We start from the raw sequence: 20,912 nt of genomic DNA, 5'->3' as shown, positions 1-20,912 counted from the left end.
GGAGCTGCTGCTGTGACGCAACGACTGGAACGTTCCTCGGTCTCCCGTCGTTTGGCGTACGTCGTCATCAGCGTGGTGTTCGCCAACTACCTCGGCAACGCCTTCTTCTATGTGCTGCAGGTGTCGGCGACGTTCCCGCGGATCGTGTCCTCGCTCGCCTGCCTGCTCACCATCGGGTACCTGCAGCTGCGGGTGTTCTCGCGCCCCGGTGCGGACCTGCGGTCGAGCCGGGCGTACCTGGCACTTGGCGCGATGGTGCTGCTGGTCTACGTGCCGATGCCGTTCTTCCCCACCGGCTGGCCGGGCATGCCGGGGTTCCTCGCGGGCAGCGCGTTGCTGGTGCTGCCCAGCCGGGTGCGCTGGCTCGCGTTCGGCGCGGTCGTGCTGAGCAACGGCCTCATCCAGTCGTTCTACGTGCCGACGCTGCCCCTGATCGGACAGGCCTACTACGTGGTGGGGTCGACGGTCTCCGGCCTCGTCGTCTACGGCCTGTCCCGGCTGCCGACGCTGGTACGCCAGCTGGAGACCGCGCGGTCCGAACTGGCTGAGCTGGCCGTGTCGCAGGAACGCCTGCGGTTCGCCCGCGACCTGCACGACCTGCTCGGGTTCAGCCTGTCTGCGATCACGCTGAAGGTGGAACTGGCCCGCAAGCTGATCGGTGAGCACACCGAGCGTGCGATGCGCGAGCTGGCGGAGATCCTCGGCATCGCCCGCGAGGCACTGACGGACGTTCGTGCGGTCGCGTCGAGCTACCGCGAGCTGTCGCTGTCCGACGAGATCGAGTCGGCGCGGTCGGTGCTGACGGCGGCCGGCGTCGCCGCGACGATCGAGACCTGCCACCCCGACGTGTCTCCCCGGTCGAGGACAGTGCTCGCCACCGTGCTGCGCGAAGGCGTGACGAACCTCCTGCGGCACAGCAACGCCACCCGGTGCGGGATCACCATCTGCGGCACCGACGAGCTGGTGTCGATCGACATCGTCAACGACGGCGCGCCGGCGGAGGTCTCGGCCGACCGCGGCAGCGGCCTCACCAACCTCGCCACCCGCACCACCGCGATCGGTGGTTCCCTGCTCGCCCAGACCGCTCCCGGCGGCACGTACCGGCTGCACGCCGAGGTGCCCGCCGACCCGGCGCCGGAGAAAACGCCCGCGTCCGGAGTGCGCGCGGCACGTCCGGCGATCGCCACGACGTTCGCGCAGGTGCTGCTCACCTCGGTGGTGATCGGGTACGTCCTCACGACGACGATGCTGGTGCTCAACGAGTACGCCCGGATCGGCGCGGCCGGGATCGTGCTGACCGCGATCGGCATCTTCGGCACGGTCGGGCTCGCGCTGGGCGTGGTGAGCAGGCCGCGGATCCGGCTGGGCCTCGCCCAGCGCTGTTGGGTGCTCGGAGCCCTCGCCGCGTTCGTGTACGTGCCCCAACTGGTCTACGGCGACCCCTACCTCGGCCTGACGGGCTTCCTCGCCGGGTCCGCGGCGCTGATGCTGCCACCCCGCGCGGGGTGGCCGGCGTTCTTCGCGATCGTCGCCTCGCAGGGCGTGATCTTCGGGGTAAACGGGTTCAACGCGGTCGAAATCGCCTACGGCGTCATGGCCGCGATGAACCACGGACTCGTGCTGTACGCGCTGACCCGGCTGAGGTCGATGGTGTCCGAGCTGCACGAGGCGCGGGAGGAACTGGCCACCGCCGCCGTCGCGCAGGAGCGGCTGCGGTTCGCGCGCGACCTGCACGACCTGCTCGGCTACAGCCTGTCCGCGATCACGTTGAAGAGCGAGCTGACCCACCGGCTGGCGACGGCCGACCCCGATCGCGCCCGCCAAGAGCTCACCGAGGTCCTGGAGATCTCCCGGCAGGCGCTCGCGGACGTGCGCTCGGTGGCGCTGAGCTACCGGGAGCTGTCGTTCGACGAGGAGACCCAGTCGGCGCAGGCGCTGCTGTCCGCGGCCGACATCGACGTGACAGTGCAGATCGACGCGTGCGACCAGCTGCCCACCGAGGTGAAGGTGACGCTCGCGACGGTGCTGCGCGAAGGCGTCACGAACCTCCTGCGGCACAGCAAGGCGGAGCACTGCGAGATCGTGCTCTCCAGCTCCCGATACCTGGTCACGATGGACATCGTCAACGACGGGATCCCCACGATCGAGCGGAAGTCTTCTGACGGCAGCGGGATCGGCAACCTCACCACCCGCGTCCGCGCGCTCGGCGGCGACCTGCACGCCGGGCTCACGCCCGAGCGAACCTACCGGCTGCGCGCCGAGATCCCACTGCCGTTGAACTGACGAGATTTCCCAGGAAGCGCCCCGTATCGTGGCGCGTCCCGAACCTCGTGTGGGAGCTACTGTGACGCTACGACAGGAACGCTCATCGGTGTCCCGTCGATTGGCGTACTTCGTGATCAGCGTGGTGTTCGCCAACTACCTGCTCGACAGCTTCCTCGACGTGGTGAAGGTCAGTGCGACGCCCGCCCGGATAGTGGGCTCCCTCGCCTGTCTGCTCACGATCGGCTACCTGCAGTTGCGGGTGTTCAGCAGGCCCGGTGCGCACCTGCGTTCGGGCAGGGCCTACCTGGCACTGGGCGCGATGGCGGTGCTTGTGTACGTACCGCTGCTGTTCTTCCCTGCCGAGTGGACCAACATGCCCGGGTTCCTCGCGGGCAGCTCGCTGCTGGTGTTGCCCGGCCGGGTGCGCTGGCTCGTCTTCTTCGCCGTGGCCCTGGGCAACGGCGGCATCCAGGCCTGGTACGTCGACGAGGTCTTTTCGCAGGTCTACTACATGATCGCGTCGATGGTCGCCGGTCTGGTCGTGTACGGGCTGTCCAGGCTGCCGTCGCTGGTGAAGCAGCTGGAGACCGTCCGCTCTGAGCTCGCCGAGCTGGCGGTATCGCAGGAGCGGCTGCGGTTCGCCCGTGACCTGCACGATCTACTCGGGTTCAGCCTGTCGGCGATCACCCTGAAGGTGGAGCTGGCCCGCAAGCTGATCGGTGCGCACACCGACCGCGCACTGCGTGAACTGGCCGAGATCCTCGGCATCGCGCGTGAAGCTCTGGCGGACGTTCGTGCGGTGGCTTCGAGCTACCGCGAGTTGTCACTGGCGGACGAGATCGAGTCGGCGCGCTCCGTGCTGACCGCGGCCGGCGTCGCGACGACGATCGAGACGGATCACCCGGATCTCTCGCCGCGGTCCAGGACCGTGCTGGCGACGGTGCTGCGCGAAGGCGTGACGAACCTGCTGCGGCACAGCGAGGCCACCCGCTGCGCCATCACCATTTCGGGCGCCGGCCGCGCGGTGTCGATCGACATCGTCAATGACGGTGCTCCCGCCGAGGCCGAGGCCGAGCGAGGCAGTGGTCTCACCAACCTCGCCACCCGCACGGCAGCCATCGGCGGTTCCCTGCTCGCCCAGACATCCCCGGACCGCACCTACCGGTTGCACGCAGAGGTACCGGTCGAGCCGGCGCTGCGGGAACCGGCGAGCGACCCACGACCTGCGGGCCAGCCGATGGCAATGCGGTTCGCCCAGGTGCTGTTCACCGCGGTGGTGGTCGGCTACGGGCTGATGTCGCTGTCCCAGGTGGCCTTCGACTATCCCCGCATCGGACTGCCGGGGATGGCGGTCGCGGTGCTCGCCACCGCGGTAGAGCTCGGGCTGGTGCTGAGCCTGGTCGGCCGTCCACACGTCCGGCTGAACCTGGTGAGCAGCCTCGCGGTGCTCGCCGTGATGGCCATGTGCGTCTACGTGCCGGTGTGGATCTTCGGCAACCCGCTCATGGGCGTGGCCGGCTTCGTCGCCGGGTCCGCGGCGCTGCTTCTGCCCCGCCGGGTCGGCTGGTGGGCGTTCCTCGCGATCGTCGCCGGGCAGATGGCCATGTGGATCGTCTCCAGTCCTGACTTCTTCTGGGTCGCCTACGGCTTCGTCGCCGTGACGAACCACGGGCTCGTGCTGTACGCGCTGACCCGGCTGCGGTCGATGGTGTCCGAGCTGCACGAGGCACGGGAAGAGCTCGCTACGGCGGCGGTGGCGCAGGAGCGGCTGCGGTTCGCGCGCGACCTGCACGACCTGCTCGGCTACAGCCTGTCCGCGATCACGTTGAAGAGCGAGCTGACCCACCGGCTGGCGACGGCCGACCCGGACCGCGCCCGCCAGGAGCTCACCGAGGTCCTGGAGATCTCCCGGCAGGCCCTCGCGGACGTCCGGTCGGTGGCCCTGAGCTACCGCGAGCTGTCGTTCGACGAGGAGACCCAGTCGGCGCAGGCGCTGCTGTCCGCGGCCGACATCGAGGTCACCGTCCGCATCGACGCGTGCGACCAGCTGCCCAAGGAGGTGAAGGTGACGCTCGCGACCGTGTTGCGCGAAGGCGTCACGAACCTCCTGCGGCACAGCAAGGCGGAGCACTGCGAGATCGTGCTGTCGAGTTCACGGCACCTCGTCACGATGGACATCATCAACGACGGCATCCCCGTGATCGAGCGGAAGTCCCGCGACGGCAGCGGGATCGGCAACCTCACCACCCGCGTCCGCGCGCTCGGCGGCGACCTGCACGCCGGGCTCACCCCGGAGCACACCTACCGGCTGCGCGCCGAGATCCCTCTGTCGTTCAACTGAGGCCATCGCGGAACACCTGAATCCCCAGGTGACGCGCCTATATGCCGCCGTGGCGCAGCTACAGGAACACTCGGCGGTGTCCCGTCGTTTGGCGTACCTCGTCATCAGCGTGGTGTTCGCCAACTACCTCGGCAACGCGTTCCTCTACGTCCTGGTAGCCGGTGCGGATCACGAGTTCGCTCGCCATCCTGCTCGCGATCGCGTACCTGCAGCTCGGGGTGTTCTCCCGGCCGGGCACGAACCTGCGGTCCCGCGGGGCCTACCTGGCGCTGGGCGCGCAGGCACTTCTGGCGTGCTCACGCCCGAGCGAACCTACCGGCTGCGCGCCGAAATCCCGCTCACAGCATCTCGATGACCGCGCAACCCCAGCTGTAACCGGCGCCGACGCCGTACATCACGATCCGCTGGCCGGACTTCGCCTTGCCGGTCTGCACGAGGTGGTCGAAGCTCGCGAACTGGTCGCCGGCGCCGAGGTGCCCGACCGTGCGGCTCCACGACCACGTCGTGCGGTCCGGGTCGATGTCGTACGGGCGCAGGTAGTTCACGTCCAGCCGGCGGCGGCCGAAGTGCGGCAGGATGATCCAGTCCGCGTCACCGATCTTCATGTCGGCGTCGGACAGCGCCTGCTCCACGGCGAGCGCCTGGCCCGCGTTGGCCTTGTTGATGCCGTAGGAGAGCCCGAACTCGCGGCTGAACGTGTGCTTGGCCTCCTCGAAGTCCACCGGGATGCGGTGCGAGAACGGCGCGAGGCCGAACGGCACGTCGCCGCGGTGCAGTGGCTCCAGGTCGGAATCCGCGTTGATCGCCAAGGAAAGCAGCTTCGCGTAACCGCCGCGAGTGGACAGCACGAGAGCCGACGCGCCGTCGCCGTAGGGCGTTCCGGGGTCGGTCCTCCAGCGGTCGATTCCCGGCAGGCAGAAGCGGTCCGAGGACGTGAGGAGGGCGTCCCTGCCGGGACGGGCGATCAGGTAGGACACCGCGAGGTCCATCGCGGCCAGGCCGCCGTTGGACATCTGCCGGATCTCCAGCGCCAGGCAGGAGTTCCGCACCGTCTCGCGCTGGATGTAGGAACCGACCGGCCACAGGTCCTGGCCCTGGTGGTAGGTGGTGGCGTGCAGGATCAGGTCGACGTCGTCGGGCGCGGATCCCGCCCGTGCCAACGCGACCCGGGCCGCCTCGACCGCCATCTCGGCCGCCGACTCGTGCGGGGACACGGACACGGACTCGACGTCCGTCCGCGCGACGAGCTTCGGCTCGCACTCCCCCGACGCGATCGCGTCCGCGACGTTCAGCGTCGAGGGCAGGCGCACGCCGCTGCCGTTGACGAAAACATCCTTCACTCGCACCGCGGTCAGACCTCCTTCAGCGCGCGTGCCACGCGCACGACGCGTTCCGCCTGGACCTGGGCCGCCTGCAACGCGATCTCGTCGACCGGCATGTTGCCCGCGCCCAGGACGTGAGAGGTGCCGTAGGGATTCAGGTCTCCTCCCGGCGGCACGATGATCCCGCCGAAGTGGCAGACCATGTTGTAGATCGACACGAGCGTGGTCTCCATGCCCCCGTGCAGGCTGCCGCCGGAGGTGAACGCGCTGTACACCTTGTCGGCGAGCAGGCCGCTGAACCAGGCGGGCCCCAGCGTGTCGATGAACTGCTTGAGCTGCGCTGACACGTTGCCGAAGCGGGTCGGTGTGCCGAACACGACGGCGTCGGCCCACAGCACGTCGTCGACCGAGGCGATGGGGACGTCCGCGGTCTCCTCCAGGTGCGCCGCCCAGGCAGGCCTGGACCGCCACGCCGCCTCGGGCGCCAGCTCCGCAGCCCGTACCAGCCGCACCTCGGCGCCGTGCTTCTCGGCCGTCTCGGAGATCTCCGTGGCGATCCGGTGAATCGTTCCCGTCGAGGAGTAGTACACGACTGTCACGTTGACGCTGCGTTCCATGACGCATCCCTTCGCGAGGCAGCTCGGTTCACCCTTGCCGGGCCGCCTTGATGTGGCGTGGAGCGCGACATGAACGTTGGGAGATATGGTGTCGCGCGGAGGGGCGCGATGATCAGGGTTCTGCTCGCGGAGGACATGCACATGGTGCGCGGTGCTCTCATCGCGCTGCTCAACCTCGAACCGGACATCGAGGTCGTGGCCGAGGTGAGCTCGGGCGACAAGATCGTGCCGGCCGCGCGCCAGCACGCTCCCGACGTCTGTGTGATCGACATCGACCTGCCGATCCTCGACGGGCTGAGCGCCGCGACGACGATCCGCGAGACGATGCCGCAGGTCAGGACGTTGATGCTGACGTCGCTGGGCCGTCCGGGGACGTTGCGCAGGGCGTTGGCGGCCCGCGTGGACGGGTTCCTGCTCAAGGACGCGCCGCCGACGGAGCTCGCCGACGCGATCCGCCGCGTGGCCGCCGGGGAACGCGTCGTGGACAGCCAGCTCGCCCTGGCCGCGTGGGACCGTGGCGAGTGCCCGCTGACCGACCGCGAGCTGGAGGTCCTCCGGCTGGCGGCGAACGGCGCCGACGCGCCTGACATCGCTGTCGCGCTGTCGCTCTCGGTCGGCACCGTCCGCAACTACATGACGACGATCATGACCAAGCTCAACGGGCGCAACCGGGTGGACGCCATCCGCATCGCCGAGGAAGCCGGCTGGCTTTAGTGCGGATGGCATCCGTCAGGCTGCCCTCTGCTGGCTGGCGCGCAGGTCGAAGCCCGGCTGGGCGACGATCTCCGGGGTGAGCGAGTTGCCGCCCTCCAGGATCCGGCGCCCCATCAGGAAGTCGATCGGCCGGTTGTAGGCCTCGATTCCAATCAACCTGTCATTTTTGAAGCAGAACACCGAGAACCGGCCCTCGGCCGGGTCGCCGACGGTGACCGTGCGGTCGTGGCCGTTGGTGAGGCCCGCGGTCTGCAGCTTCACGTCGTACTGGTCGCTCCAGAACCACGGCAGGGCGGTGTAGGGCTCCGCGCTGCCCATGATGGCCGCCGCGACCGTCGTGCCCTGGTCCGTGGCGTTCTGCACCGACTCCAGGCGGATCAGGCCGCCGGCGTGCGTGCTGGCGAACCGCGCGCAGTCGCCGACCGCGTAGACGCGCGGGTCGACCGTGCCGAGGTGGGCGTCGACGACGATGCCGTTGTCGACCGTGAGCCCGGCGCGCTGGGCGACCTCGGTGTTCGGGATGACACCGATACCCGCGACCACGAGGTCCGCGACGAGCACCGTGCCGTCCGCCAGTTCCACCAGGCCTTCCCTGACGGCGGCGACGCCCGTTCCGGTGAGGATCTGGACGCCTTCGCTGCGGTGGCGGCTGACGAGGTGCTGGGCCGTCTCCGCGGACACCGCCCGTTGCATCACCTGCGGCTGCGCCTCGACGACGGTCACCTCGTGACGCAGTTTCCGCACCACGGCGGCGAACTCGAGGCCGATGAACCCGCCTCCGATGACGACGACGTCGAGCCCGATCTGGCCGTCGAGCCGCTGCCGGATGGCGTCCGCGTCGGCGACCGTGCGCAGGTTCAGCACGTGCTCGGCGCCGGGGATGGGCAACGGCCGGGGCCGCGCTCCCGTCGCGAACACCAGGTGGTCGTAACTGATCGTCCGGGCACAACCCAGCACCGCGACCCGCGCCTGGCGGTCGACCCCGATCACCCGCTCGCCGCGCACGAGCTTGATGCCGTGGTCCTCGTAGTACGAGTCCTGCCTGAGCACCAGCCCGGCGAGGTCGGTCTCCCCCGCCAGGTAGGCCTTGGTGAGCGGCGGCCGCTGGTACGGCGCCGCCTGCTCGTCCCCGATGAGCGTGATGGGGCCGCGGTGTCCCTGTTCGCGCAGGGACACCGCGACCTGGCAGCCCGCCTGCCCGGCCCCGACGACGACTACCGACTCGCCGCGCATGTCAGTAGTTGCCCAGCCCGCCGCAGACGTTGAGCGCCTGTGCGGTGATCGAGGACGCGGTGTCCGTCGTCAGGTACGTCACGAGACCGGCGACCTCTTCCGGCGTGCTGTACCGACCCAGCGGGATCTTGGCGTTGAACTTCTCGAGGACCTCGTCCTCGGTGACACCCCAGTGGTTCGCGTACCCCTGGCGCACCCGGCCGGCCATCGGCGTCTCGACGTAGCCGGGGCACACCGCGTTGACGGTGATGCCGGACTTCGCGAGCTCGATGCCGACGGCCTTGGTGAAGCCGACGACGCCGTGCTTGGACGCCGAGTAGGGCGCGGCGAACACGACGCCCTGCTTACCGCCGGTGGAGGCGATGTTGATGATTCGGCCCCAGGACTGCTCGACCATCCTGCCGGTCGACAGCACCTCTTTGGTGAAGCGGAAGACACCGTTGAGGTTGGTGTTGATCACGTCCAGCCAGAGGTCCTCGTCCAGCTCGGCGGTGATGCCACCGCCACCGCGTCCGGCGTTGTTGACGAGGATCTCGATGGGCCCGAAGACGTCGACGGCCTTCTGGACCGCGTTCTTGATGTCCTCTGTGGACGTCACGTCGGACGGCGCACCGTCCGCCTCGATGCCCTCTTCACGGAGCTGCTTCACCGTGGTCTGGACGTTCTCGGCGTTGCGGGCCACGACGAAGACCGCGTGCCCCTCCCTGCCGAGGCTGCGGGCGACCTCGAGACCGATTCCACTGGTGGCGCCCGTGACCAGGGCGACCCGTCGCTGGCTCATGCTTCTTCTCTCCCTCAGAGTTGCTTCTCAGGCATGTGCACGACGAGCCCGTCCTGCTCCTCGGTCACGGGGATCTGGCAGCTCAGCCGGCTGTTCTCCTTGCGCTCACAGGCCGTGAAGTACAGGAGCTCGTCCTCGACCTGGTGCATCTGCGACAGCGGCTTGGTGTTCTCCGGGTCGACGTACACGTGGCACGTGCCGCAGGAGGCTCCACCGCCGCACTGGGCGACGATTCCCTTGATGCCGTTGAGAACCGCGCCGCGCATCACGGTGTCGTCCTGGGCAACGTCGACAACGGTCTCAACCCCGTCGTGCGCTACGTAAGTGATCTTTGGCATGGCAGTTCTCCCACGGATCTGCGGCTCGCCGGACGTGGTTCACCTTGAACGGCAGCGCTTTGCACGTGGTGGAGACCACCTTGAGCGTCTTGCCCGCGTTGCTCCGCTGGCATTCGAGCCCGCCTTGCGACTCTGCGGTGTCGGCGTACACCCACCCGCGGAGGTTCCACCGTGCCCCTCAAGGAGTTCTACGACCAGCAGGTGAACTGGTCACCGCCGTTCGAGGACGGCCTTGAACGCGCGACGGTCGTCGTGCCACGCGACTATTCCGACCCGGACGGTCCCAAGCTCACCATCGCGCTCGCCCGTCTCAAGGCCACGGACCCGGCCCGGCGCCGCGGCGTCCTGCTGGCCGTCAACGGCGGGCCCGGTGGTGACGGCGGCGACGGCCTCGGGCTGATCAAGCGCCTCGGCAGGCGGGTACGGACCGCGTACGACCTCATCGGGTTCGACCCGCGTGGCTACGGCGAGTCCACCAAGCTGTACAGCGAGGTGACGATTCCCAAGGCGCCCTTCGACTCCCGGCCGCCGGACTCGTTGTTCGAGCAGCTGGCCGAGGACATGCGGCTGCGCGAGCTCGGCTGCCAGCGGGGCGGCGGTGAGCTGCGCCCGCACATCACAACCCGCAACACCGCCCGTGACATGGACCTGATCCGGGTCGTGCTGGGCGAGGAGAAGATCTCGTTCGTCGGGTACGCGTACGGCACGTACGTCGGCGCCGTCTACGGCACGATGTTCCCGGAGAACCTCGACCGCACGGTCCTCGACTCGTGCATCAATCCACAGTGGACCTGGCGGGAGCAGTTCGTCACGCAGGCGGAGGCGGTCTACCGCAACGTCGCGCTGTGGGCGGAGTGGACCGCGGAACGCGACGGGCACTTCCACCTCGGCACCACCTCCGAGGCCGTCATCGCGGAGATCGAGGCCGTCGTCGAGAAGCTCGACGACGGCGACCAGGTCCAGCTCCGCACGCTGCTCGACGGCGCGGTCGGCACGCGGTCGACGGACCGGGCTCAGTGGGACTCGCTGGGCTACCTCATCGGCGACCTCCGCACCACGTTGCAGGACGCCAACTACGAGAAGGCGCGGACGCTGATCGTCGGGCAGGCCACGTGGCGGCCGCAGGACCAGGAGGGCGACCTGCGGGTCGGCGTGCTGGAGGCCATCACGCTGGAGACCTACTGGCCGCAGGACCTCGAGGTCTACTACGCCGACGTCCGCAAGCACCGCGCCCAGCACCCGTACGGCTACGGCGTGCTGCGGGCCCAACCTTGGGTCGGCGCGTTCCGGACGTTCGAGAGCCTGGAGCCGCCGACGAAGCTCGCGCAGCCGGGTTACCCCAAGGGCCTCGTGGTGCAGGCGGACGGCGACCCGATGGACCGCGTCGAGGGCGGCATCGAGCTGGCCGCGCTGCTCGACCACCCGCTCGTCCTCATCGAGGACTCCGGCGACCACGAGGTGTACGGGTTGGCGGGCAACGAGGTTCTCGACTCGCTGGTCGACGACTACCTCGTCGACGGTGTGCTGCCGGCGCAGGCCCGCGTCACCGTTCCGGGGCACGTCAAGCGCCCGGACATCCCGAAAGACTGACAGCACAACACAAAGGGGCCCCGCACCGAAGTGCGGGGCCCCTTTCGCGTCTCAGTCCTCCGCGGGGATGTCCCACGTGACCGGCAGCTCCCAGAGGCCGTAGATCACGGCGCCCTCCTTGCGCGGGATCTCCAGGAACGGCTTCGCGAGCCGCAGCGACGGAATGCGCTGGAACAGCGTCGACCACACCAGCTGCATCTCCAGGCGCGCGAGGTCGGCACCGATGCAGTGGTGCAGGCCGTGCCCGAACCCGAGGTGCTTGCGGGTGCCGCGCTCCAGGATCAGCTTCTCCGGCTCCGGGAAGATCTCCGGGTCGCGGTTGCCGTTGAGCCCCAGGCACAGGATGCCGTCGCCGGCCTTGATGGTCTTGCCGCCGATCTCGATGTCCTCCAGCGCGACGCGCGGGATGGCGGTGTCACCGATGGTCGCGAGGCGCACGAGCTCCTCGACGGCGGGCTCGATCATGCCCTCCGGGTCGTCCAGCAGCAGCTTGAGCTGGTCGGGGTTCTCCAGCAGCGCGGCGGTGCCCAGCGACAGCATCGAGGCCGTGGTCTCGTGGCCGCCGTTCATCAGCAGGCGGATCATGTTGAACAGGTCGCGGCGCGTGTACTCCTCACCGGACGCGGCGTACTCCGCCATCGCGCGGCTGAGGAGGTCCTCGCCGGGCTCCTTCTCCTTCAACGTGATCAGCTTGTCGACGTACGCGTTCACCTCGACGATCGCGGCCTGGCGCTGCTCGGGCGTCGAGTGTCCACCCAGGAGACACGTGCCGTGCTCGATGAAGAAGTCGTGCTCGTCCTGCGGGATGCCGAGCAGCTCGCAGATGACGGTCATCGGCACGGCGAGGGAGAACTCGCGGTGGAAGTCGATCGGCGGCGTCATCGTGAGGATCTTGTCGATGTACTCGTCGACGATCTCCTGGATGCGCGGGCGCAGCCGCTTCACCTGGCGGTTGGTGAACGTCACGGCCGCCTTGCGCCGGGTCTTGGTGTGCTCCGGGTTGTCGTAGCCGATGAACGACGTCTCGGTGCGGAACTCCGGCGGCGCGATGAAGTAGAACGGGAAGTTGTCGTGCTTGCGCGACGCGCTGATCCGCGGGTCCGTCAGGAGCTGCTTGATCGTGTGGTAGCCGCTGATCGTCCAGATCCGCAGACCGGAACCGGTCAGCGTCACCTCGACGACGTCCTCCTCGGCCATCTCGGTGTACTGCGCGGGCGGCGTGAACGGGCATGTGCGCTTGTACGGGAACGTGTCCACACCTGGCTCGGTGGCGCTGCTGGTCATCTGGGTCTTCCTCCTAGTCGAGAAGTTGGCTCACGCCAGGTCAGCGCCGCCATCGAGGGTGATGACTTGACCGGTGACCCACGAGCTCGCGGGCTCGGCGAAGCGGGTGATCCACGGAACGACGTCGTCGACCTCGCCGGTGCGCCCCAGCGGCGTCTGCGAGGCCTGGAAGCCGAAGTAGCCCTCGACCTCCTCGGGGCTCAGACCGTTGGCCGAGTAGACCTCCGTGCGCACCGCGGCAGGGGCGACCGCGTTGACGCGGATGCCCTGCGGGGCCAGTTCGAGGGCCCAGCTGCGCACGAGGCTGTCCACGGCCGCCTTGCTGGCGCCGTACACGCCACCGCCCGGCACCGCGATGTGCCCGGCGTTGCTGGAGACGAACACGATGCTGCCGCCCGGCGAAGTCAGCTGCGGCAGCAGCTTGGCGGTCAGCACCAGCGGGCCGACCAGGTTGGTCTCCAGCACGTCGCGCGCGGTCGCGAGGTCGAAACCGGCGACCGGCGTGAAACGGAAGATGCCGGCGTTGTGCACCAGCACGTCCACCTTGCCGCCGCCCAGTTTCACGGCGTCGACGACCTTCTGCGCGCCTTCGTCCGTCGTCACGTCGGCGACGACGGCGGTGATCGCGGGGTGCAGTGCGACGACCTCGGTGAGCCGGTTCTCCCGGCGGCCGGTAATGATCACGTTCGCGGCGCCGAGGTCGGCGAACGCCAGCGCCGCCGCGCGGCCGATGCCGGTTCCCCCACCCGTCACGACGACCTGCTGTCCGGCAAATGGTGCGTCCGACATGACGCCTCCAGCTTCTTTCCACTCGGTAGGGCAGTCACCGTCAACCCTGCTGGTTGACCCTTGAGTCCAGGTCTAGCTGGGACGGAAACCCTGGGGAGCATGGGAATTCTTGCGGTGGGCAGGTGGCGCGCACGGGTCGGCAGGCCCGGCGGCGACACGGAGAGCGAGTTCGAGTTCGCGCGCGACGGCACAGCGGCGCTGGTCGTGGGCGGCAGGGGAGCCGGGACGTGGACCCAGACGGGGCCCGACACGTTCAGCTACCGGATCCAGGAGGAACTGACCGAAGCACCAGGCACGATCGAGATCGAGCAGGACGCCGTGCTGCGCGGCGACGAGTTCGTCAGCAACGGCAACGCGGTGGTGCGCCTCGCGAACGGCACGACAGCACGCGAGGCCGCGATCCGGATCACGGCACGAAGGCTCGGATGACCTCGAAGGGGGCGCCGGAAAAGGCGCCCCCTTCTACGACACGCGTGTCAGGAGCACTTGACCGTCACGTTGCCGGTGTACTTGCCCGCCAACAGCGACAGCAGCGCCCGCGGCGCGGTCCTGACCCCACCCTCGTCGACGATGGTGTGCGGGAAGACGAACTTCCCCTCCTGCAACCACTGTCCGAAGTGGACGACCCAGTCCTGGATCTGCTCCGGCAGGTGGTAGCAGGCGAACGGGCGGATCTCCAGGTGCTTCGTGATCGCCGTCATCAGGTCGATCCGCGGGTGCTCGGCCGTGCCGTCGTTCTGGTTGGCGAGCGCACCGCACAACGCGAAGCGGGCGTGCGGGCGGGCCGCCTGGATCGCGGCCTCGAACTGCTCGCCGCCCACGTTGTCGAAGAACACGCTGATGCCGTCGGGAGCGAGCTCGCGCAGCCGGTCGGCCACGGGGCCGTCCTTGTAGTTGAACGCGGCGTCGAACCCGAGCTCGTGCACCAGCCAGTCGACCTTCTCCTGGCTGCCGGCCGAGCCGATCACCTTGGCGCCACGGGCCTTCGCGATCTGCCCGGCGAGCGACCCGACGCCACCGGCGGCACCGGTGACGAACACGACGTCACCCTCGCCCGCCTGCGCGATGGTCGCCATGCCGTAGTAGGCCGTCGGCCCCTGGGACAGGAAGTAGACCGGCGAAGGCACGTAGTGCGGGTTCTGCTTGATGAACTGCTGCGCCGGCCCGGACCAGTACTCCTGCCACGGCCCGAACGACTGCACCAGGTCCCCGACCTCCAGGTCGGGACTGTTCGACCTGACCACGGTGCCCACACCGCCGGCACCGGCCGGCTCGCCGACCTTCCACGGCGGCACACCGGGGATCTGGCAGTCGGACCTCATGAACTCCTTGAAGGCGGCGGCCACCGACACGTAGTCGACGCGCACCAGCACCTCACCGTCACCGGTCTCGGGAACGGCCACCTCGACGACGTCGAAGTGCTCGAGGGTCAGGTCGTCCTCGACGTGCTTGGCGAGCCTGACCTCCCACTGCTTCTCGGGGATGCTCATGGCTCTCCTTCTGTCTATCCCCAGGTGACGGGGAGGCTTACGAGTGAGTGGTTGATTTCGCCCTGGTGCCACGACAGGTCCTCGTAGGGCACCGCGAGCCGGAGGTCCGGGAAACGGCGGGTCAGACCTTCGATGGCGATCGCCATCTCCATGCGCCCCAGCTGCTTGCCGAGGCAGTAGTGCACGCCGTGCCCGAACGCGATGTGCGGGTTCGAGGCGCGGTCGATGTCGAGCTGCTGCGGGTTCTCGAAGACGTCCTCGTCGCGGTTCGCCGAGGACAGCACGAAGAACACCGCGTCGCCCTTGGCGATCTGCTGCCCGCCGAGCTCCAGGTCCTCCGCCGCGACGCGGTGGAAACCCGTGGTGTCGGTGGCGAAGAGATTGACGTGCCGCAGAAGTTCTTCTACGGCCGCGGGGATCAGCGACGGGTCGGCGACAAGCCGCCGCCACGTGTCCGGGTGGTCGTGCAGCAACGCGAGCACCGAGTTGGAGATCTGGTTCGCGGCGGTGTCGAAGCCGGCGCCGATGAGGGTGAACGCGAACGTCACCAGCTCCTGCTCGCTCAGCTTGTCGTCGTTGTCCCGCGCGGAGATCAGGTCGGACAGCATGTCCTGGCCGGGCTTCTCGCGCTTCTGCGCGATCAGGCCCATGACGTACCCGGCGAGCCGCCCGAACGCCCGCATCGGCGCCTCGGGGTCGTTCTCGTCGAACGTCGCGAACGCCCGCGCGTCCGTCTCGAAGATCTTCAGGTCGTCGGTCGGCACGCCGAGCAGGTCACCGATGATCGTGAGCGGCAGCGGAACACAAAGCGCTTCGACGAGGTTGACCGGTGCGCCCTTGAGCTCGATGGCGTCGAGCAGCTCGTCGGCCACCTTCTGCACTCCCGCGCGCATCGCCTCGACCTTGCGGACCGTGAACGCGCCCATGACCAGCTTGCGCAGTCGCGAGTGCTCGGAGCCGTCCAGTGAGATGATCATCTCGGGCGTGGTGGTCATGGCGCCGCCGACCTGGGGAGCACCCTCGACGCACGTCAACGCGCGGCTCAACCTGGAGTCGGCGAGCCCGGCGCGGACGTCCTCGTACTTGGTGATCACCCAGGTCGGCGTGCCGGAGTTGGTGGGCACCTTCGCCACCGGGCACTCGGCCCGCAACCGGTCGTACTTGGGGTCCGGGCCGCGATAGGAGGAGCCGGTGAACGGGAACTCCTCGTCCAGTTCAAGGGGCAGCACGCAGAACACCTCCGGGATTACTTCGGCCTGGCCTCGCGCCGAACCTTGCTACGCGCACCTCGAAGGCGGCTCGAAACCTGAATGTCGACCGGGATTTGAGCCCCCGTACCTACCTTCGCGCCATGGACACTGCACTCGTGCCGTTCCGGGTCGAGGTTCCCGACTCCGAACTGGCGGACCTCACCCGGCGGCTGGCAGCGACCAGGTGGCCGGACGCGGAGACCGTGGACGACTGGTCGCAGGGCATGCCCCTGGCCTATGCCAAGGACCTGGCCGAGTACTGGGGAGGCGGCTACGACTGGCGCGCCACCGAAGCCCGTCTCAATGCCATCCCCCAGTTCAAGACCGAGATCGACGGTGTCGGCATCCACTTCCTGCACGCGAGGTCGCCGCACCCCCGCGCGAAGCCGTTGCTGCTCACGCACGGCTGGCCCGGTTCGGTCGCGGAGTTCCTCGACGTCATCGAGCCGCTGACCAACCCGCCGGACCCGGCCGACGCGTTCCACGTCGTCGCGCCCTCGTTGCCCGGCTACGGTTTCAGCGACAAGCCGACCGGAACCGGCTGGACGCTGGAACGCATCGCCCAGTCGTTCGTCACGCTGATGGGCCGCGCCGGCTACGACAGGTTCTACGCGCACGGCAACGACTGGGGCTCGTTCATCACGGGCATTCTCGGCCACATCGCGCCGGACCACGTCGAGGCGATCCACCTCGTCATGCCGTTCGCCTCCGCCCCCGAGGCCGAAGTCCAGCTGACGCAGGAGGACTACAAGGGTCTCGGTGCGCTCAAGGAGTTTGCCGCCAAGGAGTCCGCGTACGCGGCGGTGATGAACACCAAGCCGCAGTCGCTGGCGTACGGGCTGACCGACTCCCCCGTCGGCCAGCTGGGCTGGGCCGGCGAGAAGTACTGGTCGTGGAGCGACCACGACGGCGACGCCGAGAAGATCATCTCGCGTGACCGGATCCTCGACATGGTCTCGGTGTGCTGGTTCACCGCCACGGCCGCGTCGTCGGGCCGGTTGTACTGGGAGAGCTACAACAAGTCCCCGCTCACTCAAGTCAGTGTGCCGACCGGCTTCTCGGTGTTCCCCGCCGACGCGCGGATGCCCAAGGCGTGGGCCGAACACCGGTTCACCGACCTGCGCTACTGGAGGGAAATGCCGTCCGGCGGCCACTTCCCCGCGCTGGAGAACCCCGCCGTCCTCGTCGAGGAGCTGCGGACGTTCTTCCGCCTGGTGCGGCCGTGACGGCCACGCTCAGTAAGCCGGGCAGCAAACTCGGCCTCGTACTGGCCGTCTGCTGCCTGGCCCAGTTCATGAACGTGCTGGACGCGTCGGTCATGAACGTCGCGCTGCCCTCGATCTTCGAGGAGCTGAAGTTCGAGCGGCACGACCTGCAGTGGGTCAACAGCGCGTACACGATCGCGGTGTGCGGCTTCCTGCTGCTGGGCGGCCGGCTCGCCGACCTCTTCGGGCAGCGCCGGGTGTTCCTCTTCGGTGCCGCCCTGTTCACGGTCGCGAGCGCGGTCGGTGGCATGGCGACCTCGCCCGGCGCCCTGATCGCGGCCCGCGGGTTCCAGGGCCTGGGCGCGGCCGTGATGGCACCGGCGTCGCTGACGGTGCTCGGCACCACGTTCCGCGATCCGACCGCCCGCGCGAAGGCTTTCGGTTGGTGGAGTGCGGTGTCCGGCGTCGGCGGGGCGGCCGGCGTGCTGCTCGGCGGCATCGTCACCGAGTCCCTCGGCTGGCGCTGGGTGCTGCTGATCAACGTGCCGCTCGGCATCGCGCTGGTGGCCATGATCCGCGGTGCCGTGCCGGAGACCCCGAGCAACGGCGGCCGCAGGGCCCTCGACGTCCCCGGCGCGTTCACCGTGACGATCGGCCTGATGGCGCTGGTCTACGGCATCGCGCAGTCGCACGAACTGGGCTGGGGTTCCTGGCAGGTCGCCGGTTCGCTGACGCTGGCCGTGGTCCTGTTCGCGTTCTTCCTGCGCCAGCAGACGGTGTCGGACCACCCGCTGATGCCGCTCGGCATCTTCCGCAACCGCGCGGTGACGGCGACGAACATCGTGGCGTTCTTCGCGATCGCGGCCCTGTTCAGCACCTTCTACTTCCTCACGCTGGTGCTGCAGCAGGTGATGGGCTTCAGCGCGCTCGCCACCGGCGTCGGCTACCTGCCGTTGTCGATCGGCATCGCGCTGGGCGGGTTCGGTGTGGCGCGGATTGTCCCGAAGATCGGCCCGCGGCCGGTGCTGATCGGCGGCCTGCTCATGGGGACGGCCGGCCTCCTGTGGGTGTCCACAGCGGACGAGAGCTCGACGTACCTGGGCTCGATCCTGGTCCCGACCACGTTGCTGGGCCTGGGAATGGGAGCGGTGCTCAACGCGACCACCAACGCCGCCACGTCCGGTGTGCCGCGCGAGCAGGCGGGCCTCGCGTCCGGTCTGCTCAACACGATCCGCCAGATGGGCAGCGCGATCGGCCTGGTCGTCCTCGCGACGATGTCGTCGGCCCGCGCGGACTCGTTGCTGGCTCAGGGCGAACCGCTGCGGCACTCGCTCGGTTCCGGTTACGGGCTCGCGTTGTTCGGCGCCGCCGTCTTCACGTTCTGCGGCGCGCTGGCCGCACTCGCCGTGCCCCGCAAGAAGTAGTCCGCACAGCAGAAGGCCCCCGGTTGCTCCGGGGGCCTTCTGCTTTTTCAGAAACCCTTACCGTGCAGGTCGACCGGCAACGCCACGAGCCGGTGGTTCATGTCGGCCTGCTGCCATTCCAGGTCTTCTTCGGCGACGGCGAGCCGCGCGGCCGGGAAGCGCCGGGTCAGTTCCTCGAACGCCGTGGTCAGCTCGATCCTTGCGAGCGGGGCACCGAGGCACCGGTGGATGCCGTACCCGAACGCGAGGTGCGCGTTGTCGGTCCGCGTGAAGTCAAGGGTGTCGGGGTCGGTGAACAAGGTCTCGTCCCGGTTCGCCGAGTTGGTCGACACGAACACCGCGTCACCCTTGGGGATCGTGACCCCGAACAGCGTCACGTCCTCCGTCGCGATCCGCGGCAGACCGGTCGTGTCGTTGGTGGACAACGTGATCCACCGCAGCAGCTCCTCGACCGCCGCCGGCACCTCCTCCGGCCGCTCCCCCAGCCGTACCCAGACATCGCGGTGATGCCCGAGCAGCGTCAGGACCGAGCTGGCCAGGTGGCAGGCCGTGGAGTCGCCGCCGGCACCCAGCAACGTGTAGCCGAGGCCGATGAGTTCGCCGACCTCCAGCCTGTCGTCACCGATTCGCGCCTCGGTCAGCGCCGACAGCACGTCGTCGCCGGGCGCGGCCATCTTCCCGAACACCAGCCCGGCCATGAACTCGCCGAGCTGCTCACCCGCCGCGGCCGCCAGTTCCGGCGCGTCGACGGCGGCGAACTCGCGGATCAGCCGTGCGAACGTGTCGCGGTCGCCGGCGGGCACACCCAACAGGTCGCTGATCGCGATGACGGCCAGGGGGAACGTGAACCTGCCGAGCAGGTCGACCGGTCCCTCCAGCGCTTCTTCGCCGGCCTGGTCCAGCAACTCTGTCACGAGCTGCTGGATTCTCGGTCGCATGGACTCGATGCGGTCGACCGAGAATGCCTGCGAGGCGAGGTCGCGCAGCCGGGTGTGCGCGGGCGGGTCGAGCGAGATGATCATTCCGGGCGGCGCCTGGAACAGTCCGGGAAAGGTCGGCGCCGCCGGTTCGTAAGACGCCGCACGGGAGAACCGCACGTCGTCGAGCACAACGCGGACCGAGTCCTGAGTCGTGGCGATCCAGCAGTGACCGCCGCCGTTCGCGGGCAGGCGCACGACGGGACTCGACGCGCGGAACCCGGCGAACTCCGGCGCCGGACCGCGATAGCTGGATCCGGGAACGGGAAAGGAAACCACCGTGCGCTCCTTGCCAGTATGGACAGTGTTTCCGCAGGTTAGGAGCCCTGACCTGAAGCCCGATCTAGTGCCGTTCGAGTGACCGGGTGAACGCTGAGCGTGATCGGCCATCCAGGCGAACCACCCCAGTTCGGGAGATCCACATGACCATCCTCGTCACCGGGGCGCGCGGCAACGTGGGCCGTCGCGTGCTTCAGCGGCTTTACGCGGCGGGTCACAGCCTGCGCGCGTCCGGCCGAAATCCCGCGGAACTCGACGTCCCAGAAGGTGTGGAGACCGTCGCGCTCGACCTCAACGACCCGGAGACGTTCGTCCCGGCCCTCGCCGGCGTCTCCAAGGTGCTGCTCTACGCCGAGCCGGACGGCATCGTGAAGTTCCTCGACGAGGCCGAGAAGGCCGGCGTCGAGCACGTCGTGCTGCTGTCGTCGAACACCGTCGGCCTGCCGGGCGCGGACCAGGACCCGCTGGCGCACCACCACCTGCTCGTCGAGGAGGCGGTGGTCGGCTCCGGGCTGAACTACACGATCCTGCGGCCCGGCGCTTTCATGAGCAACGCGTTCGGCTGGAGCTACTCGCTGCAGCAGGGCGACACGATCGACCAGGTCTTCCCCGAGGCTCAGGTGGCCCCGGTGCACGAGGACGACATCGCCGACGTGGCCGTGGTCGCGTTGACGGAGAAGAAGCTGCGGGACGAGATCGTCGACCTCACCGGTCCCGAGTCGCTGACGTTCCGCCAGGAGCTGGAGATCGTCGGCGAGGTGCTCGGCCGCAAGCTCGTGATCAACGGGCTGACGCGGGAGGAGGGCGAGGCGCAGATGAGCAACTTCGTGCCGCCGCCCGTCCTGACCTCGCTGCTCAACCAGTGGGAGGCCGCGGTCGGCGTCGTCGCGGACACCAGTGCCACGGCGGAGCGGATCACCGGCAAGCCGGGCCGCACGTTCCGCCAGTGGGTGGAAGAGCACGCGTCGTTCCTGGTGTGACCCGCACGGTTCCGGAGCCGGGATGAGGGCGGC

18 protein-coding genes are annotated in these 20,912 nt (G+C 68.9%); 8 read left to right on the top strand and 10 right to left on the bottom strand.

Annotated features, from left to right (window positions below):
• Nucleotides 1-12 precede the first annotated feature (12 nt).
• Both BLR21_RS14085 and BLR21_RS14080 read left to right on the top strand, forming a co-directional pair.
• Entirely contained in the window at nt 13-2,283 is a 2,271-nt protein-coding gene (locus BLR21_RS14085; RefSeq protein ID WP_176929626.1) for a sensor histidine kinase, read from the top strand.
• Nucleotides 2,284-2,371: 88 nt separating this feature from the next.
• A complete protein-coding gene (locus BLR21_RS14080) occupies nt 2,372-4,606 on the top strand; it encodes a sensor histidine kinase (protein WP_143027719.1) in 2,235 nt (744 codons plus the stop codon).
• A gap of 338 nt (nt 4,607-4,944) precedes the next feature.
• On the opposite strand, the gene BLR21_RS14070 is transcribed toward BLR21_RS14080, so the two are convergent.
• Nucleotides 4,945-5,952: a ketoacyl-ACP synthase III family protein gene (locus BLR21_RS14070; protein WP_090006281.1), complete on the bottom strand. Its 1,008-nt coding sequence runs from the start codon at nt 5,950-5,952 to the stop codon at nt 4,945-4,947.
• A gap of 5 nt (nt 5,953-5,957) precedes the next feature.
• A complete protein-coding gene (locus BLR21_RS14065; protein ID WP_090006280.1) occupies nt 5,958-6,545 on the bottom strand; it encodes a flavodoxin family protein in 588 nt (195 codons plus the stop codon).
• A gap of 108 nt (nt 6,546-6,653) precedes the next feature.
• Between BLR21_RS14065 and BLR21_RS14060 the strand changes: the two genes are divergently transcribed.
• Nucleotides 6,654-7,259, top strand: coding sequence for a response regulator transcription factor (locus BLR21_RS14060; protein WP_030474567.1), 606 nt, complete (start codon nt 6,654-6,656; stop codon nt 7,257-7,259).
• 15 nt (nt 7,260-7,274) lie between these two features.
• On the opposite strand, the gene BLR21_RS14055 is transcribed toward BLR21_RS14060, so the two are convergent.
• The 3 genes from BLR21_RS14055 to BLR21_RS14045 are packed head-to-tail and all read right to left on the bottom strand — an operon-like array spanning nt 7,275 to nt 9,611.
• The gene (locus BLR21_RS14055; protein ID WP_090006279.1) at nt 7,275-8,492 is read right to left on the bottom strand and encodes an NAD(P)/FAD-dependent oxidoreductase; all 1,218 of its coding nucleotides are present in this window, start codon (nt 8,490-8,492) and stop codon (nt 7,275-7,277) included.
• Nucleotide 8,493: 1 nt separating this feature from the next.
• Nucleotides 8,494-9,273, bottom strand: coding sequence for an SDR family NAD(P)-dependent oxidoreductase (locus tag BLR21_RS14050; RefSeq protein WP_090006278.1), 780 nt, complete (start codon nt 9,271-9,273; stop codon nt 8,494-8,496).
• A gap of 14 nt (nt 9,274-9,287) precedes the next feature.
• Nucleotides 9,288-9,611 (bottom strand): 2Fe-2S iron-sulfur cluster-binding protein, encoded by a 324-nt coding sequence (locus tag BLR21_RS14045; protein WP_030474564.1) that lies wholly within the window; start codon nt 9,609-9,611, stop codon nt 9,288-9,290.
• 171 nt (nt 9,612-9,782) lie between these two features.
• Here BLR21_RS14045 and BLR21_RS14040 point away from each other — a divergent pair, with 171 nt between their 5' ends.
• On the top strand, nt 9,783-11,201 hold the full coding sequence (locus BLR21_RS14040; protein WP_176929625.1) for an alpha/beta fold hydrolase: 1,419 nt from the start codon (nt 9,783-9,785) through the stop codon (nt 11,199-11,201).
• A 51-nt stretch (nt 11,202-11,252) separates the two neighbouring features.
• Here the strand turns inward: BLR21_RS14040 and BLR21_RS14035 are convergent, their stop codons facing one another.
• Nucleotides 11,253-12,485, bottom strand: coding sequence for a cytochrome P450 (locus BLR21_RS14035; RefSeq protein WP_030474562.1), 1,233 nt, complete (start codon nt 12,483-12,485; stop codon nt 11,253-11,255).
• Between the two features lie 30 nt (nt 12,486-12,515).
• A complete protein-coding gene (locus BLR21_RS14030) occupies nt 12,516-13,274 on the bottom strand; it encodes an SDR family NAD(P)-dependent oxidoreductase (protein ID WP_030474561.1) in 759 nt (252 codons plus the stop codon).
• Between the two features lie 99 nt (nt 13,275-13,373).
• Between BLR21_RS14030 and BLR21_RS14025 the strand changes: the two genes are divergently transcribed.
• Complete coding sequence (locus BLR21_RS14025) at nt 13,374-13,703, top strand: hypothetical protein (RefSeq protein ID WP_143027718.1); 330 nt, start codon at nt 13,374-13,376, stop codon at nt 13,701-13,703.
• Between the two features lie 47 nt (nt 13,704-13,750).
• Here the strand turns inward: BLR21_RS14025 and BLR21_RS14020 are convergent, their stop codons facing one another.
• Both BLR21_RS14020 and BLR21_RS14015 read right to left on the bottom strand, forming a co-directional pair.
• The gene (locus BLR21_RS14020) at nt 13,751-14,764 is read right to left on the bottom strand and encodes an MDR family NADP-dependent oxidoreductase (protein ID WP_090006275.1); all 1,014 of its coding nucleotides are present in this window, start codon (nt 14,762-14,764) and stop codon (nt 13,751-13,753) included.
• A 14-nt stretch (nt 14,765-14,778) separates the two neighbouring features.
• Nucleotides 14,779-15,993, bottom strand: coding sequence for a cytochrome P450 (locus BLR21_RS14015; protein WP_143027717.1), 1,215 nt, complete (start codon nt 15,991-15,993; stop codon nt 14,779-14,781).
• A gap of 122 nt (nt 15,994-16,115) precedes the next feature.
• Here BLR21_RS14015 and BLR21_RS14010 point away from each other — a divergent pair, with 122 nt between their 5' ends.
• Both BLR21_RS14010 and BLR21_RS14005 read left to right on the top strand, forming a co-directional pair.
• Nucleotides 16,116-17,240, top strand: a complete 1,125-nt coding sequence (locus tag BLR21_RS14010; protein WP_090006273.1) for an epoxide hydrolase family protein — start codon at nt 16,116-16,118, stop codon at nt 17,238-17,240.
• Nucleotides 17,237-18,643: an MFS transporter gene (locus tag BLR21_RS14005; RefSeq protein ID WP_090006272.1), complete on the top strand. Its 1,407-nt coding sequence runs from the start codon at nt 17,237-17,239 to the stop codon at nt 18,641-18,643. Before BLR21_RS14010 ends, BLR21_RS14005 begins: the two co-directional genes overlap by 4 nt.
• 47 nt (nt 18,644-18,690) lie before the next feature.
• Here BLR21_RS14005 and BLR21_RS14000 read toward each other — a convergent pair whose 3' ends face one another.
• A complete protein-coding gene (locus tag BLR21_RS14000; protein WP_176929624.1) occupies nt 18,691-19,899 on the bottom strand; it encodes a cytochrome P450 in 1,209 nt (402 codons plus the stop codon).
• A gap of 143 nt (nt 19,900-20,042) precedes the next feature.
• On the opposite strand from BLR21_RS14000, the gene BLR21_RS13995 reads away from it, so the two are divergent.
• Complete coding sequence (locus tag BLR21_RS13995; protein WP_090006270.1) at nt 20,043-20,879, top strand: NAD(P)H-binding protein; 837 nt, start codon at nt 20,043-20,045, stop codon at nt 20,877-20,879.
• Nucleotides 20,880-20,912: the final 33 nt, after the last annotated feature.

The sequence above is a fragment of the Lentzea albidocapillata subsp. violacea genome, assembly GCF_900100275.1.
Classification (GTDB): Bacteria; Actinomycetota; Actinomycetes; order Mycobacteriales; family Pseudonocardiaceae; genus Lentzea; species Lentzea violacea.
Note: the sequence above shows the minus strand (reverse complement) of the source record. Positions and strands in the feature narration are given on the sequence as shown.

Bases quoted from the DNA above. Each gene is read 5' to 3' on its own strand.
- BLR21_RS14030 (WP_030474561.1), bottom strand. From the start codon at position 13,274: ATGTCGGACGCACCATTTGCCGGACAGCAGGTCGTCGTGACGGGTGGG.
- BLR21_RS14055 (WP_090006279.1), bottom strand. From the start codon at position 8,492: ATGCGCGGCGAGTCGGTAGTCGTCGTCGGGGCCGGGCAGGCGGGCTGC.
- BLR21_RS14045 (WP_030474564.1), bottom strand. From the start codon at position 9,611: ATGCCAAAGATCACTTACGTAGCGCACGACGGGGTTGAGACCGTTGTC.
- BLR21_RS14020 (WP_090006275.1), bottom strand. From the start codon at position 14,764: ATGAGCATCCCCGAGAAGCAGTGGGAGGTCAGGCTCGCCAAGCACGTC.
- BLR21_RS13995 (WP_090006270.1), top strand. From the start codon at position 20,043: ATGACCATCCTCGTCACCGGGGCGCGCGGCAACGTGGGCCGTCGCGTG.
- BLR21_RS14010 (WP_090006273.1), top strand. From the start codon at position 16,116: ATGGACACTGCACTCGTGCCGTTCCGGGTCGAGGTTCCCGACTCCGAA.
- BLR21_RS14025 (WP_143027718.1), top strand. From the start codon at position 13,374: ATGGGAATTCTTGCGGTGGGCAGGTGGCGCGCACGGGTCGGCAGGCCC.
- BLR21_RS14065 (WP_090006280.1), bottom strand. From the start codon at position 6,545: ATGGAACGCAGCGTCAACGTGACAGTCGTGTACTACTCCTCGACGGGA.
- BLR21_RS14060 (WP_030474567.1), top strand. From the start codon at position 6,654: ATGATCAGGGTTCTGCTCGCGGAGGACATGCACATGGTGCGCGGTGCT.
- BLR21_RS14050 (WP_090006278.1), bottom strand. From the start codon at position 9,273: ATGAGCCAGCGACGGGTCGCCCTGGTCACGGGCGCCACCAGTGGAATC.
- BLR21_RS14035 (WP_030474562.1), bottom strand. From the start codon at position 12,485: ATGACCAGCAGCGCCACCGAGCCAGGTGTGGACACGTTCCCGTACAAG.